This window comes from Pseudomonas sp. KH_046_1 (genome assembly GCF_057839025.1).
Genome location: NZ_CM174481.1, coordinates 301,981 through 318,307, shown reverse-complemented (window position 1 = coordinate 318,307; position 16,327 = coordinate 301,981). Strand labels below are relative to the sequence as shown.

Here is a 16,327-nt window from a genome sequence, read left to right as displayed (position 1 = left end):
TAGATCCGGAGATTCTGGCAATCCTCTGGAGCCCTTGCAAAATAAGGGCTGCAAGGGCTTTCAGAAAACAACCATAGGTAAGGATTGAAAAGCGCCTTCTCCATCGTTCATTCAGTCCTGACATTCTTGAAGGCCTCCGTTGTTTGTACCGCAGCCGCGCGGCGATCACCAAGGTCAACTAGGGTATCGAGGCCGCGCAGGAGCACTTGGGCATGATCTTGCGGAAGCGGCTGGACCTTTTCAGAAAACCGTTGGATCAGACTGGCGATCCTCGTAGGCAAGGCTCTATCTCGCCATCCCGGCGGCATACCCTCCCTGCAATTTAGGATGTGAGACAGTTCCGCGACAAACTGATCAAGTGGATAGTGCTCAAAGGCACGCTCACACCGGGTTAGAAACGCATCGGTAACGACCGCTACTTGCCCGTGTTGCTCCAGCAATGGTGCCGCAATGGGCACAACAGCCTTCAAGTCGCGCCAATCCCCATTAGCGAAACGCGCGGCGCCACCGGCCCGTTCGACTTCGACAAAGAATACATTTCTAACCATGGTCGATAGGTCGGAATCGTTGAGTGAGCCGTCACGTCCATTTGCACGGCGGAAACCCTCGCACGTCACCATACGCTCGACGAGAAGACTCAGTAGCTGGATCGGAACCTCCGGTAGTTCGACCTCATCAAGCACGCTACAGGCCAAGCAGCTAACGTAATATCCAGCGAGGGAAGTGAACGTCTTGTCGTCGGTGGCGGTTGCAGGCGCCACAAATCGACGACCACTTTCTTCCACCCCGAGATGCAAAGACAACTGTCCCAAAAAACGGAAAAGGACGCGACGCCATTCAAAAAGCTCAGAAGAGCTTTCCTCGTAGAATTTACCTGCTTCCATCCTCGCCCATGTCGGATAGATTCTTTCGATGGTCCATTGAACCAAATCATCACACCAATTTAGGAAAAGCAACTTGCGTGGAAAATCTGCCAAAATTGCATCGATAGGAATATGGCCTAAGATTTTCCCCAACCATGCGGTATCGGGTTCTGTCGACGGGTGCTCCCATTCCACCGCAACAGACCGCCCCCGTCTTGATTTCCTCATCGGAGCCCCCTTCCGGCCAGGCACCCAGGCAGGCGGCATTTTCGTCAGCGTTGTAGGGGATAGGTCCCGCTGATCCAGCTTCTGCAACGCAGATTGCACCAATAGCTGAACATGGTTATCGCTATGGCTAACTCGTTCCTCTTGAGGTGTTCCGAAAGGAAGGATCTCGGTCATTGCGAGCCCTATGGCAAGCTCAAGTGCAACCCAGGAAACTTCTGGAATGCGTTGCCATGCTCGCAATATCCCTGCGAGGGCTTCGATGCCAATCTGTTCGTAGGGATGCCCTGCTAGCTGAATCAGAAGTGTCTGGGCATCTTTTCCAAGCGGTGAGTCGTCAAGCAGTGCTGACATGCCACGTGTGATGTAGAGCACCGGGTGATGAAGCAAAACTGAGCTTCGGACGAAATATTCCGGGCTTTCCGGAGTGGCCCAGCCACGGTCGCAAACATCAATCGCCCAACTGAAATCACTCGACTCAGCCGAACCATACGTCAGCACAAGCGCTGCTACTCCGGCAACAATACCTTGGCATCTGTATCCCGAGCTAACGTGGGGTTGAGCATTTTCAAAAAGATCCTGAGTATCCAGTTTCTTGGCGTGCCTGATTGCCTCGTTTAGCTCCAGCGAAGTGTCGAGAGAGCGTAATTCGAAGCATCTATCGACCCAGTTAAGCAGCCCTAGGTGCTCAACCAACTCGGCGTGCTCCTGATTGATTGCCTCTATGTCGGCTCCTTTGGCCTTGGGATTATCCATATGAATGGAAACCTTGGTCCCTTCCTCTGTCACCTCAAATCGGTAGTTTTCCGGTTTCCCACTCTCAGCCCAGATTTCAGCGGTCCGTTGTAGCTTGGCCCTCACATCAGCATCCGTTCGCTCCTCTTCGTAGTTAAAAGGAAGGTCAGAGGGAAAACTCTGGATTGTAGTAGCCAACCGTGCCGCAAGGTCGCCACCGCGAGCGACGCAGAATGATGAAAGCCATCGAATTTCATGCCGCCGTGATAACCGTGCATTTGAGGATTTGACAGCTTCGTAATGATTCTTTTCAGGTGGTTCGAAACCCATAAGGTTGGCAAATCCCGACGTGAGCTCCTGTCCGTATCTTTGGATATCCCACGCCCAAATACGCTGACAGCCCATAAGTGGAAAACTCACCTCGGAGCAGTGTTGCGCTTCAAGTACCAATGCCACACCAATTCCCAGCACGGCGACACTCTGATGTCCTTCCAACACATCTCTAAGAATGACATCCATTTCACGGCCTTCTGCGAGCTGCGAGAAAGCCCAAGCTTCAAGTGCCATTAGGCCGCAAACGACAGCTTTCGGTCCCCAAGCACCACGACTCCAGACATACTGCTGTCCGCTCCCCCAAAATGCCTGCTCTCCCCAGGGGAACTGCAGCATCAGAGGAATTGGAGTGCCGCGTCGGGGGTAGCTAAGAAGGTGCAGTTGTCGCCATGCCTCGTTCGCATGGTTTGTTAATCGCTTGATGAGCTCTCGTGCCTGCTCAGATGCATGCAGGAACAGCGAAAGGAATGGCTCACGGGTCGGTGCAGCCGGAAAGAAAATATGGGGATCGTCGATACTGAGACTTTCCCAGTCGTGGTAGCTAAAATCTGGCTCCACTCGTAATTGGGACCGCGAGTTTCTCTTCACTACATCGTCAGGTAACGGCTCAAGCAGTGCGTTCAGCGTAAATTCAACCAGTGTGTCCGGGCAGGCCTTACTTAGAGTAGAAGCGTGCAGGAAGACTTCCGAAATCAGTTCTCTGGGGAGACGTTTTCTGGTTGACCACTTATCCAGATATGCGCGAACCATATCTGGATAGGCGCTTCCAGACTTTAGCAGCAGGAGGCGTAGTCGCGACTCCAATACTTCAACCTGCCCATACCGAAGTTCCTCCCAAGGCCCTCTTGAATGCGAGAATCGTTCGGAATGGATAAAACTCTCAATACTCTCAAGCCAGCTGTCGGTGAGCTTCAGAATGGCTTCCGAAACGGGATTTGGATAATCCGAAAGTGCATTTTGCCAGACCTCGAAAACAGACGTCATCTCGGGGCGCACTGACACCGGTATTTGCTCAGCCTTGCTAACAAGCCATAGGCAGAATCGGCGCCATGCGGGGTAGTCCGAAGGAAGGGCCATCAGGTCTGCCCACACCCACCGCTTCACCTCACTCAAGTCAGGAAGAAGCTTGGTATTAAATGGGATGGGATTCGGTCTTGTCTTGTCTGCCTGAAACCATACAGCGAGCCGAGAAATGTGCCTGGTGCCATCCTGTAAAAGGGCCGCATTATAGGTTGGCTCGTATGCTTCAAAAGTAGGCAGACCGAAGGGACCCAGGAGCCATGCACGTAACCACTGAGTGCGGATGGTATGGGTGCTCTCGAGTTGAGCCAGATGTTTATGCCACTCCTCCCCTTGAGTCAGTTCAACCTGGGATAACAATTCGACAATACGACCAAGCACTGGAGGCTCTCCAATCTCGCGAATTACCTCGATCCAGCGATCCTCTAGCGAAACGAGAAACTGCAGGAAAGCCCACTCAAAGTAGATGTCGTGTACAAACTTCACGGTCAACCCTGCACGAATGGGTCGAATAATTCCGTCTGTTTCCAGCCCAGTCAGGGCCTCGGGATCAATATCAAGCGAAGAGATCTTTCTTCCCAGCTGGTTGGCTCCCCTTCGTGCCAATTGCAGAAGAGCGTTTCGCCGTCGGATCGCATTGGCCGCCTCTGCACCATATCCACCTGCGAGCCACCATGTAGTTGCCAGCTCAACTTCGGAGTTCAGTGATTGCGTAGAGACCCCATTGCGCTTAACCAAAATTGCAGCAAAGAATGGGCGCCGCACAATCGCTCTAACTTGCTCGTTGCCGAACAGCAAGGGTTCCATAAACGGGCATGCCGTAGCCAATGTCCTGGCTTCGGCTTCGTCGAACTCTTGCACCTGGATAACTTGGACTCCGCCTTCCATCAGCCCGACTGGCAACCATGTTCTCACAGGCTCCATACCTGTATCCCGCAAGGTCGCGAGGATCCTCCAGTTCCTCAACAGTGGCGAAGTAAGGATGGTGTTGAAAATATCTTGGAGGATGCGCCGGTTACCCACTTCAACGCGATCAATACCGTCAATGTAAACAGTCGGTGTACCCGCCGCTTCTAGCTCAACCAGAAGATCCTCAAGCGCTGCCCCCGAAAGCCCGGTACTGGTTGCGTACTGCGCCCAAGACATACCGTTCAAGCGGTCGGTCTTGATGAAAAGTACTGCCCCATGAGCCAACTGCTCTTCCACAAGCGCGCGTAACACCACTGACTTACCAGTACCTGGCAACCCACCGAGTAGTACAAGGCGGCTCTGCTGCAAAGCATCTAGTGAAGACTTGACGTATCCCTGCCGGGGAATGCTCACCCCAGCCACAGTATTGAGCACCTCCGCTGCAGCCAGCCTTGACTCTTCAGTTATCCGCCGGATATCCCCTTGCAGTGACGGTGCACCGTTAAGACGGAACGCTCCATTCAATCTTGAGACTAAGGTTTTTCTGTCAAACGATGCGGCCATACCTTCCGCAACCCTTACCAGGGCAAGAAGACGACGCCACAAATCATCGGCTCGGGGGTGATCTACTGCTTGGAGGCAATTTGCCAAGGTAGCCACGGCCTGAGCTTCGGTCGTCGACCCTTCATGTAGCATTTCCATGCGCATCAGTACGAAGTGAGCTAATAGCGTATGGGTTGCTACATCCGGGTCCCCTCCAGTTGATATTGCTGAAATCAATCCTTTGACGATGTCAAAATACCCAGCTTTGGCTCCAGCAACTCCCTTCGTTCTAAGCTTGGCAACGAAGCGAGCTGTATCGCTATCACTACGAGCCCATTCGCAAAGGGTTTCGAAGTCGCGCTTGCTTGAGTCGGCGATTTCATTGACGACGGCTCCTACACGGTCAATGCCTAGCTGAAATTCCGCACCGACAATGGTCAGATGCGCGCGTTGGATGGTTTCCTTGAAGTCTGAGTTCGTGGCGGCTGCACTGACGGTGAGTTTGCGCTTAACCTGAAGACTGAGGCGCATGCATACCTCATCAGGTCCCTCGGCCCCCACAATGACATCGTCCAGTGGGTGTCCGATTGGGCCTTGCTGGACCGAAACCTGCTTGACGATTTTTCCGGGAAGGCCAGGCGCTGTCGTCTCTGCCAGCAGCGCGGTTGCATAAATGGCTGCCACACCATCTTCGAAGGTGAATCCTGCGCCTCCAGTCAACTCCGGACTAGCTGGAGCTGCTGCCCCCTCGGGGATGCTATCAGCTACGTTTTCTTCGGGCTGCTCACTGTCGTACGCCATATTCCTTGACCACTCGCCTTTTCGGCTCGAACTCGATCCGAGAGTTTTTCATATCGGCTAGACGATGCTGCAAGTTGCAACTCCGGTAAAGCACAAATGACCCGCTAGGGTTGGCCCACCGCGTTGGCGCTCTTCCGAAACACGCGGGGGACCCTGGCAATTTGGACCGGAGACGGGTGCGAAGACTCGCGCAAATTCGTTAGCGGCACCCCGCCAAAGTTAGTTAACTGGTTAACTCAGTTGGTTAACTGGGCTGAAAGCCTTACGGGCCGTGGCTTGTAGCCCGGTTAACTAAGCATTTTGGTTGGTTAACTCGGCTATCCTTCTATTCGCCTGAGAGCTAAGCGGGCCGTGGCTTTCAGGGCGGTTAACTAAGAAGTTAACCGACTAAATTACTCGGTTAACTGGTTAACCGCTCGAACTGGCCGGTTAAATCGGCTGAGAGGCAGGCGGGCATAGGCTTTCATGGCAGTTAACCAAGAGTTAACCGACTAAATCACTCAGTTAACTCTTGGTTAACTGGTTAACTGGTTAACTCGGTTGGTTAACTGAGGTGAAATGCCTTGGGAGCCGTGGCCTGTAGCCCAGTTAACTAAGCATTTGACCTGGTTAGCTCGGCTATCCGCCAATCCCTACAGGTGATAGCTCACGCTCGCTCCCTCGTTTTAAACACGGAGGTGATCCGTCATGTCATCTAGACCAATTACAACGGGAGTATTCGGGGTGCCATCCTCAAAACGCCCCCTACCAACGCGGAGACTGTGCGGCATTTTGGCTTTGCTGATCAGCTGTCTTCTTAACCGATCTGGCTGTTACTGTTCCCCCAAAAAAACACTGGGGTACACGTTCCCCTGCTCAACCCCCCGGAAACATTGGCTGTTCCCACTGTTCCCCCGTTCCCCCGTTTTTTGAAATCAGCCACACATTGGATGACGGGCAATTGCGATAGATAGAGGTGGTTGATTTGCGCCTGTAGCGAGGGACAGCAATCGACCATAGCGGACGCTCGGGATGGGCATAGGCGAAACGAGTGGACCTAGATCGCATGCCACGGTGACATCCAATCAAGGAAGTCCGCGCTAACGCCTACGTTGTCTGGATTCTGTGGCTGGGATGGGGAAATCTCATTGGGTTTATGGAGCGCTTGCGAAGAATCTGAAGCTGTTCAATCTCAATGCGCCACTAGTCTCCATCTTTCAGCTACCCTCGTTATGCCCACATATTGGGAGCGAAACGGTTTAGAAGGGCGTTCGCGAAATGATGATAGACAGACTGACAAGGTTGGTGCCTAGAAACGGGTGGATCACTGGATATGAGTAAACAGTATCGCCATAACCACTATGTGCCAGAGTGGTATCAAAAGCGCTTTTTGCCTGCCACCACTGGTGCGCGGAAATTCTATTACCTTGACTTGAAGCCAGAAACAGTAATAACCGATAGCGGCCACCGCTATAAAAGGTCTGAATTGTTGCATTGGGGGCCGCAGAAATGCTTCGCCGAGGATGATCTTTATACAACAAAATTTGGCAATTTCGAGTCTACGGAGATTGAAGAGAAATTTTTCGGAGAAATCGATAGGAAGGGGAAGCTGGCAGTTGAGTACTTTTCTGACTTCCAGCATCCAGACGTGAATACAGAGGCTTTCATGGATCTAATGAACTATATTAGCGTCCAGAAGCTCAGGACTCCAAAGGGTTTAAACTATCTTAAGTCCAAGACCCGTACAACAGATAAGAACGAGCTTTTGTTTAAGCTACAAGAGTTCAGAAATGTATTTTGTGCGCTTTGGTCTGAATGTATTTGGCAGCTGGCTGATTGCACTAATACTGAAACAAAGCTGATTGTGTCGGATCATCCGGTTACGGTGTACAACAAGAATTTCTTTCCTGCGTCGTCTATGGCAAATAAAATGGGTGACCCTGAAATATGGTATTCAGGAACTCACACATATTTTCCGCTATCTGAAACTAGAGTTTTGATTCTCACAAATATTTCCTGGATTCGACAGCCCTATGGAAATCCTCTGAAGAGCCGTCCGAATCCTTATTTGTTCAGGCAGACGGTCTTCAACTTTACGGCCATCCAGACGCATCGCGAGCTTGAGGAGCTGGAGGTTATCAAAATCAATCACATTACTAAAAGTCGCGCGCATAGGTACGTTGCAGCTCGAAAAAAAGAGTGGTTGTATCCCGAAAATAATTTTACTCATAAGTCTTGGACTGAGTTTGGTGATGATTATGTTTTCATGCCTGATCCTCGCTCAGTATCGTTCACTACTCAAATAATGGTCGGTTATGAGAATGGCCACTCTCAGGTCTTCGATGGATATGGACGTCGACCTGGTCAAAGTGGATTCTCAGGTGAAAATACAAATTTGCAAGAATGGGACAGCTTCCACGCTTTTCAGGGAGAGTATGCTAGACGATTCGGACCGCGGCGTAGGGGGCGCTGCATGGAGTATGTAAGTCTGACAGACGAAGAGGACTCACCTGACTTTCATCGTTACCATTTGAGCTTGGAGCAGAGTTACAGTAAGAAAAGAAGGCAAAGGAGCCGCTAGTTCGCTCGTAAAAATAAGGTGGTGCATTATTTTATCCAGCGAGGCATGTTTCGGAAAACTTTATTTTTGGGCTATAACATGGATATTCAGGCAAAGAAAAAGCGGATTGGCCAGAGCCATCTTTCTACTGTGCTTAATGCCAAGAATTTGAAAAACCCAATCGCAGCTTTCTATACCTTTGATTTCATAGACCGAATCCGGCGAGAGGTGAGAACATCACCTAGCGGGAGGGCCGTATATTTGAATGACAAAGCCTTTGCCAGCCTCACAGAGATTTGTAAATTGGCAGAGGAGCTTCTTCCCCAGCGAAAGTTCTTGTTAAGTTCCGATATCGACTCCGGATGTAAAACCGCTCTCGGACGCATCTATGACGAAAGCGATCCTTCTAAGGATTTCGAAAGCTTCATGTATTCGGTTGAAAAAATCATATCTAAAGAAGTAAAAGTGTATAGGTTTTATACAGCACTTGATGGTCTTATTTTCGATGGCGTAAATCAGTTTCCCGTTGGTAAGTTGACCATTCAGCGACCCGATCAGATGGTGCTGGAAAGCTGTAATGCAACTGATTTCAACAAGTCAAGCACTTGGAAGCAAATGGAGCGAGGCCTTTGGATTACCGGAGAGGTTGAGGGCAGTGTGGACTATGCGGAAAATCAGTTCTTCAACCTTGTGAGAGCGACATGTGGGCTGTTGGCTGTATCGTTCACTACCGTCCTGGAGCGCGGTGCGATGTCGGTCCGGCTACAGCCGGCGATGATTGGTCGATCCAGACCTTCCTCCGCTAATTGGTTTTCCTTCGAGGTTGAATCGAAGGTTCTTCGGAGTACCGTAAACATGGAGAACCTTCAAGCTTTGACGTTCAATACAGAACACGCTGAAGGGCTTTCGAGTTGCAATTGGTTCAAAGAGCTCGCAAGGATTGTAAATCTAGAAAGCTTCAATGAAATGGAAGGTGTAGTTAGGCGCGGGATATATTGGTTTTTTGATGCTCAGTCAGATAGTGTCCTTGAAATGCAATTAGTTAAATTTTGGAGCTGTATTGAGTGCGTCTTCTCAATTAAGGAGCAAAACTCAGACGATAAAACTACTGACAAAATTCGGAAAGGACTGACGGCGGTTTTGACCTATGGAGGATTTAATTTTTCACCTCCCGAAAAGCTGGAAGAGATGGACCGAGAAATAAATTACTTATACGGCCTGCGCTGCAATGCGGTCCATAATGCAGACCATGGTCACGTAAAATGGCAGCACGTAACCACGGTCAGTAGATGGGCAGCTTGGCTATTGATCGAAGTATCCATACTAATAAGTGGTGGCTTTGATACAAGAAAAAAACTAAAGGGTGAGGTTGATCGAATGCACCACCTACGATCAACAGATCGCAGAGGAGGTAATGATAAGTCCAACACATGACGTCACTAAAAGGGCATGACTCAAGTGAATCAGACTCATTTTTAATGCCTAGTCTTCGGCGTTGATCGCGGTTGAGATGATCGCCCTACCCCCCAGCTGCGCTTGCCGATGCAGATCGGTACCGAGTTGCCGCTGGCGGTTGTTTGTTGGCCGAGCCGAATGCATAACTGGGCAGGTTCTTTGGAGCGGCGCTTTGTGGCAGGCTGCTGCCTTCCACTTCGTCGGTGCACATTGGTTAATTCAGATGCAAATGGTGGTTCAGAAGCAACGTATGTGAGCGCTTGCTCCGATAGAGTGTCGTTTGAAGAAACGACACCCGAAGTGCCATCTGCCTACGTCAGGCATTGGCATATTTCTTTTTGGGGGCAGATTTGGGGGCAAGCAAATTACCCAAACCACAAAAGCCCTTTATATACACGGCCTACAGCCAGAGGTTCTATTCCGTCTCTGGCACCAAATACCGAAAACCCTGAATCGCAAGATTCAGGGTTTTTTTATGCCTGCGGGAAAGTGAAGACACCCAAACGCCTCCCACCAAGAACCCTGAACTGCAAGATTCAGGGGTTGATTCCCCGCCTGGATTTGCAGCCTCTCACTAACTCGCATCATTCCAGTGGAAAACCAGGTTACGGGCTGCACCACTGCCAACATCGGCAACGTCCTGCCGCGTTTCGCCGTTGCGCGTAGCAATGACCGTGTATTTACCGGCAGGCAGTTTCACGTAAACCAGCGGACCGGCGTCATTGAGCGTCAGCACGGTCTGCCCCGGGGCTTTCTGAATAACCACATTCACGTCAGGAGCGTATTCATTTCCCGTCCCGACAGAGAACGTCATGTGCAGGTTATAGCCGGTGGTCTGCTGGATGGCCTTGGACTCATCCTCGCCGATACCGCCGGACAGGTAAGTGATGCCGTTTTGCTCCTGGCTTTGCACCTGTACCCCCGAGCTGTCGATGGGCTCAAGGCTGGCGGCAGGTGTCATCGCTGGAAACATCAGCATGCCTACAGCGGTGAGGGGCAACAGGAGTGTATGGAGGTATTTCATGATGACGACTCCCGGGTTCTGCAGAACCCAATCGTTACACTCATTGGATTTTCAGCCGGAGGGAGGGGTTTAGATTGATTTGGCCTGAGTACGAAACGTACTACGCCATTTGTTCCTCAGCCTTCGCCCAGATTCAGACCCGTCCTGCCAGAGGACCCGGTATTTCCTGCCTGTTTTTCAGTAACTCCCGGCATCTTCGAAGGGTGCTCACTTGTCATTCTCTTTCGCTGTTCAACCTGCTGCGGAAGACCTCATGACGGCCCTCACATCCAATGACACTCACGATCCACATCTGGCATCACTGCTTTGCAACCTTGGAAAAATGATCCATCAGGCACGTCAGAAGGTGCTTCGGGCGGTCGATACCGTGCAAGTGCAAACCTGTTGGCAAATTGGCCGGCACATCGTTGAATACGAACAGAACGGCGCGCGCCGGGCCAGGTATGGCAAAGAGTTACTGTCGACCTTGGCCAAAGTGCTAACTGCGGAGTTCGGAAAGGGATTTGACGCTTCCAACCTTCGGTATATGCGTCTGTTCTATCAAGCCTTTCCAATTCGTGACGCACTGCGTCACGAATTGAGCTGGACCCACTACCGCCGCCTGCTTCGGGTCGACAACGACAGCGCTCGTCTCTGGTACATGAACGAATCAGCCACCCAAAACTGGTCAAGCCGAGCGCTGGAGCGCCAGATCAATACGTTGTACTACGAACGCCTGCTGGCGAGCCGCGATCGCGGCAGCGTCAAGCAGGAGGCCGCCACCCACATTCAAAACATGAAGGCCAGCCCTCGGGATTTCATCCGTGATCCGGTGGTACTGGAGTTTCTTGGTTTACCCAATGCCGGCAAGCTTCAGGAAAGCGAGATCGAACAAGCGCTGATCGAACAATTGCAGGGCTTCCTGCTGGAACTGGGAAAGGGCTTCGCGTTCATTGCCCGCCAGCAACGCATCAGTATCGGCAGCAAAGATTTCTGCATCGACCTGGTGTTCTACAACTACTTGCTCAAGTGCTTCGTCCTCTTCGATATCAAGCGCGGTGAACTGACCCATCAGGATCTGGGGCAGATGGACATGTACGTGCGCATGTACGACGACCTCAAGCGCGGCACGCAAGACAGCCCCACCGTCGGCATCATTCTCTGTGCGCAAAAGGATCAATCCGTGGTGCGTTACTCAGTGCAGGAAGGAAACGAGCAACTACTCGCCAGCAAGTACAAGCTTGTCCTGCCGAGTGTAGAGCAACTGCGTAACGAACTGGATCGGCAATGGGCAGCACTTGAAGAACGACTGCTCGATCAACAACTGCGTTGAGGCGAATGGATTGTTCATCAACGGCATCAAGACTATCGTTGGCAGCTACCCGCAAAGGACTGACGCCGATGAATTTGCAGGACACACCTCCACTGGCCCCCAGTCGCATCGAGTTGCCGCTGCCGGATACCACCCCCGGCAAACCATTCAAGGAAACCGCTTCGGACGGTTTCATCCTCGGCGGCTTCACCTGGCGACACCCTTCTCGGGACGCCGCTCGTCCGGTCGTGATCATCAATGCCGCCACCTCGGTCCGTTGCCGCCATTACTCGCGCTTCGCCGACTACCTGTTCGCCCGCGGCTTCGATGTCATCACCTATGACTACCGCGGCATCGGCGAGTCGCGGCCGGCATCGCTCAAGGGGCTTCAAGCCTCGTGGACCGATTGGGGAGCGCTGGATTTCGAGGCGATGCTCAAGCGCGCACAGCGTGAGTTCCCAAGGCAGCCTATCGATGTGGTCGGCCACAGCTTTGGCGGCTGTGCAGCGGGCCTGGGGGCGTCCGGGCACCTGATCCGGCGTCTGGTGACGGTCGGTGCGCAATTCGCCTACTGGCGCGACTATGCGCCGGCCCATCGCTGGCGCATGTTCGGCAAGTGGCATGTGCTGATGCCACTGGTGACAATGCTCTACGGCTACTTTCCGGGCAAACGCCTTGGCTGGCTGGAAGACACACCCGCCGGTGTGGTCCGTGACTGGAGCCTCTCCACTGCCCGTTACGAGAAACGCCCCAGCGGCCGCACAATCAGCAAAACCGCCGGACAGCTACCCTTTGCCGGCGTCACCGCGCAAACCCTGGCCATCAGCATCAGCGACGATCCCTACGGCACGGTCCCGGCCATCGAACGCCTGCTTGGCTACTTCACCGGCAGCACAAACTCTCATCTGCGCATTCATCCCGAAGACATCGGCGAAGAAGAAGTCGGACATTTCGCCTTTTTTCGCAGCGCATACCAAGCCACACTATGGCCCATTGCATTGGCCTGGCTGCAAAACGGCGAACTGGCCCCCGATACCCCCGGGCGGCGAGTGCCACGTAGCTAGACCTTTTGCCCCTTCAACGAATACGGAACGACGCCCATGGCCTCCGCCAACAAGCAGCACAAACGCGCCTCCCGCGCCAAGGCCAAGGCCAAGCAGAACCGCACCCAGCGGGCTGCCGCGCCGGTGGAACTGGACCCGAACGACGATCGCATCGACTTCGAGTCGGTAGACCTGACCGACATGTTCAAAGAGATGATCGATGCACAAAAGATCAGCCAGCAGGCCATGTGCGCGGCCTTTCTGGAACATCCGCTTATCGCACTGGTACTGGAGCAGGAAGGTGAGGAAACAGCGACAGACTTCATCCTCGCTGCTCTGATCGAATATCGCCAATGGTCGGCCGAAACCGACGAAGCCGGCGCCCTGGCGTGGATCGAATCACCGGCCTTCCAGGCCGACTACGTGGCGGCGTCCGACGCCATTGCCGTGCAAACCCAACAGAAACCGAACTGAGTTCCCATGGCCTCCCTGAACAAGCAACAGAAACGCGCCAAGCGCGCAAAAGCCAAAGCCAAGCAGATCAATATCCACGGCCGCAAACCCGCCGCGCTGGACGATGACCTTGACCACCTCGCCGAGCCGATCCCGGAATACACCCTGGCGATGTTCAGCAAAATGCGCGACGCGGAAGCCGTCAGCCGCAACGAAATGCTCTCGGTGCTGCTGACGAACCTCGCCTTTATCATCATCGACCACCCAGAACTGCTGGACATGGAAAACGCCGACGACGAAGGCATGGCCGCCACCCACCTGGCCGCCGACATGCTGATCGACTACCGCATGTGGGCTGACGGCATGGATCGCGAGACCGCCCAGGCCTGGCTGAGCGAGCCGCAGTTCATTGCTGCCTTCAGCGCTGCACTGGATGTCTACCGCGAGTCGCTGGAAGCGCCGGAAGAAAAAGCCGAGTAAAGGTTTCGACAGAAACAAAAACGGCCGCTTGTCATCACTGACAGCGGCCTTTTTTAGTTCTGAATCGAGCGCTTTCCTTCCGTCAGGCACCGCGTATATCCCATTGACATATCCAACGCAAAACCTATCCTTTGGACTCATCGCGCCAGCAAAAGCGCAGGAGGCCCAGATGGAACAGACAACCCTTTTCATGAGCAATCGAAGCCAGGCCGTTCGCCTGCCGAAAGCTGTAGCCATGCCAAGCGACGTGAAACGAGTCGACGTCGTCGCCGTAGGTCGAAGCCGAATCATCACGCCCGCCGGTGAAACCTGGGACAGTTGGTTCGATGGCGAAAGCATCACGGCAGACTTCATGACCGATCGCGAGCAACCTGCCGATCAGGAGCGTGAGTCGTTCTGATGATCAAGTACATGCTCGATACCAACATCTGCATCTTCACCATCAAGAACAAACCACAGGTGGTACGGGAGGCGTTCAACCGTCATCACGGCCAACTGTGCATCAGTGCGGTCACGCTGATGGAGCTGATTTACGGCGCGGAAAAATCAGCTGCCCCCGAAAAAAACCTGGCGGTCATCGAGGGCTTCTCCGCCCGACTTGAAGTCCTGCCCTTCGACAATGAAGCTGCAGCGCACACCGGGATGATCCGATCCGAGCTGGCAAAAGCCGGCACACCCATAGGCCCGTATGACCAGATGATTGCCGGGCACGCACGCTCACGCGGGTTTATCGTGGTCACCAACAACCTGCGGGAGTTTGAGCGCGTTCCGGGGTTACGCGTAGAAGACTGGGTTCATGTCGACTGAACACAGAACAATCGACAGAAACAAAAACGGCCGCTTGTCATCACTGACAGCGGCCGTTTTGCATTACACGGTATGGATCAGTTCAGCACTACCGCGCCACGTTTTTCCAGCTTGCGGCGGCGAGCCACCAGCAAGCCGGCCGCTACCACCAAAGCACTGAGCAAGCCGGTCGCGAGAATTTCCACGCGATGGGCATCCTGGAACAGCATGATGGTCAGGGCCGCGACGATGAAGACGATCACCGCGTAGGTCAGGCCCGGGAACAGCCACATGCTGAAGGCGATTTTCTCGCCGCGCGCTATACGCTGCTTACGCATGCGCAGTTGCGAAATCGCAATCACCAGGTACACCAGCAGTGCGATGGCACCGGAGCTGGCCAGCAGGAATTCGAACACCGCAGCCGGAGCCACGTAGTTGGCGAATGTTGCCAGGAACGCGGCGCCAGTGGACAGCATCACTGCCCAGTAAGGCGTGCCACTTTTGTTGGTGCGCGTGGAAATCGCTGGCGCATCGCCGCGCTTGCCCAGGGAAAACATCATGCGCGACGACGTGTAGAGCGCCGAGTTCAGGCAGCTGGTCACAGCAACCAGTACCACAATGTCGACGATCATCTTGGCGTTCGGGATGCCCATGCGTTCAAGCACAGTCTGGTAGGAACCAACGCTGGCCAGGATCGGGTCGTTCCATGGCACCAGGGCCACAACTATGAAGATCGATACGAGGTAGAACAAGCCGATCCGCCAGATCACCGAGTTGGTGGCCTTGGAGATTTGCTTGCCCGGATCTTTCGATTCCGCGGCCGCGATGGTCACGATTTCGGTGCCCATGAAGGAGAACATGGTGGTCAGGATCGCGCCCAACACTGCGCCCATGCCGTTTGGCAGGAAGCCTTGGGTGTCGAACAGGTGCGAAACACCGCTGACCTGACTGTTCGGCAGGAAGCCGAAGATCGCCAGGACGCCGAGAACAATGAAACCAATGATTGCCACAACCTTGAGCAGGGCGAACCAGAACTCGAACTCACCGTAGTTCTTTACGCTGAAGAGGTTGGTCACGGTCAGCAGCATCGTGATGACCAGGGCGAAGGCCCAGATGTCCACGCCAGGGAACCAGGCATGCAGGATGGTCGCGGCGGCGTTGGCCTCCAGCGGAATCACCAGCACCCAGAACCACCAGTAGAGCCAGCCGATGGTGAAACCGGCCCAGTGACCGATCGCGCGGTCGGCGTAAGTCGAAAACGAACCGGTGTCCGGCGAGGCAACGGCCATTTCGCCGAGCATGCGCATCACCAGCACCACCAACATGCCGGCGGCGGCGTAAGCCAACAGAACAGCCGGACCTGCAGCGGCGATGGCGTGACCCGAGCCAACGAACAAGCCGGCGCCGATAACCCCGGCAATCGACAGCATGGTCACGTGGCGCGGTTTGAGCCCCTGTTCGAGGCCATTAGAGCTTTGGGTACTGCTCATTAAAACTACCTTTGTAAGGAGAAGCGAATGCGTGCATCCCGTTCGGCGGACCTTCTCGTAAAAAGAAGCCAACAGGGCGTTCTGGATTCTGCACGCAATAATTGCGCCAAAATATTTCAAATCCTTCTAGCCCGGTGATTCCGACCAGACCGGACAGTCATCGCAACCCATTGAATTCAATGGCACTTTGCCAGAGCGTTACCCTGCGACCCACTTTGTGTGGTGAGTCAGCGCACCGGAAACACACCTGAAAATGACTCCGCGCACATTAAAAGTGCACAAGCGGTGCATTTGGCCGGATAGCGCTTCCAACACCCTGGCAAAGCTGGCAACATCG

Annotated in this window: 11 protein-coding genes and 1 pseudogene; 8 read left to right on the top strand and 4 right to left on the bottom strand. The window is 53.6% G+C overall.

What is annotated here, in order from left to right:
- Window positions 1-107: 107 nt before the first annotated feature.
- Entirely contained in the window at window positions 108-5,312 is a 5,205-nt protein-coding gene (locus tag AC3IT9_RS01420; protein ID WP_489271778.1) for a hypothetical protein, read from the bottom strand.
- A gap of 1,429 nt (window positions 5,313-6,741) precedes the next feature.
- Here AC3IT9_RS01420 and AC3IT9_RS01415 point away from each other — a divergent pair.
- Together AC3IT9_RS01415 and AC3IT9_RS01410 are read left to right on the top strand one after the other, a co-directional pair.
- Complete coding sequence (locus AC3IT9_RS01415; protein ID WP_489271776.1) at window positions 6,742-7,989, top strand: DUF4238 domain-containing protein; 1,248 nt, start codon at window positions 6,742-6,744, stop codon at window positions 7,987-7,989.
- A 78-nt stretch (window positions 7,990-8,067) separates the two neighbouring features.
- Entirely contained in the window at window positions 8,068-9,402 is a 1,335-nt protein-coding gene (locus tag AC3IT9_RS01410; RefSeq protein WP_489271775.1) for a hypothetical protein, read from the top strand.
- Between the two features lie 48 nt (window positions 9,403-9,450).
- Here AC3IT9_RS01410 and AC3IT9_RS01405 read toward each other — a convergent pair.
- Window positions 9,451-9,604, bottom strand: a pseudogene (locus tag AC3IT9_RS01405) (tail assembly protein); the annotation flags it as partial.
- A gap of 393 nt (window positions 9,605-9,997) precedes the next feature.
- Window positions 9,998-10,447, bottom strand: a complete 450-nt coding sequence (locus tag AC3IT9_RS01400) for a carboxypeptidase regulatory-like domain-containing protein (protein WP_489271774.1) — start codon at window positions 10,445-10,447, stop codon at window positions 9,998-10,000.
- Between the two features lie 253 nt (window positions 10,448-10,700).
- On the opposite strand from AC3IT9_RS01400, the gene AC3IT9_RS01395 reads away from it, so the two are divergent.
- The 6 genes from AC3IT9_RS01395 to vapC all read left to right on the top strand — a co-directional run bounded on the left by AC3IT9_RS01395 (window position 10,701) and on the right by vapC (window position 14,521).
- Entirely contained in the window at window positions 10,701-11,759 is a 1,059-nt protein-coding gene (locus AC3IT9_RS01395; RefSeq protein WP_489271772.1) for a PDDEXK nuclease domain-containing protein, read from the top strand.
- A 68-nt stretch (window positions 11,760-11,827) separates the two neighbouring features.
- A complete protein-coding gene (locus AC3IT9_RS01390) occupies window positions 11,828-12,802 on the top strand; it encodes an alpha/beta hydrolase family protein (protein ID WP_489271771.1) in 975 nt (324 codons plus the stop codon).
- 36 nt (window positions 12,803-12,838) lie between these two features.
- The gene (locus AC3IT9_RS01385) at window positions 12,839-13,255 is read left to right on the top strand and encodes a hypothetical protein (RefSeq protein WP_489271769.1); all 417 of its coding nucleotides are present in this window, start codon (window positions 12,839-12,841) and stop codon (window positions 13,253-13,255) included.
- A gap of 6 nt (window positions 13,256-13,261) precedes the next feature.
- Entirely contained in the window at window positions 13,262-13,714 is a 453-nt protein-coding gene (locus tag AC3IT9_RS01380) for a hypothetical protein (RefSeq protein WP_489271768.1), read from the top strand.
- 169 nt (window positions 13,715-13,883) lie between these two features.
- A complete protein-coding gene (vapB, locus tag AC3IT9_RS01375) occupies window positions 13,884-14,114 on the top strand; it encodes a type II toxin-antitoxin system VapB family antitoxin (RefSeq protein WP_056725827.1) in 231 nt (76 codons plus the stop codon).
- Complete coding sequence (vapC, locus tag AC3IT9_RS01370) at window positions 14,114-14,521, top strand: type II toxin-antitoxin system tRNA(fMet)-specific endonuclease VapC (RefSeq protein WP_489271767.1); 408 nt, start codon at window positions 14,114-14,116, stop codon at window positions 14,519-14,521. Before vapB ends, vapC begins: the two co-directional genes overlap by 1 nt.
- Window positions 14,522-14,598: 77 nt before the next feature.
- Here vapC and gabP read toward each other — a convergent pair whose 3' ends face one another.
- On the bottom strand, window positions 14,599-15,990 hold the full coding sequence (gabP, locus tag AC3IT9_RS01365) for a GABA permease (RefSeq protein ID WP_150755625.1): 1,392 nt from the start codon (window positions 15,988-15,990) through the stop codon (window positions 14,599-14,601).
- Window positions 15,991-16,327 lie beyond the last annotated feature (337 nt).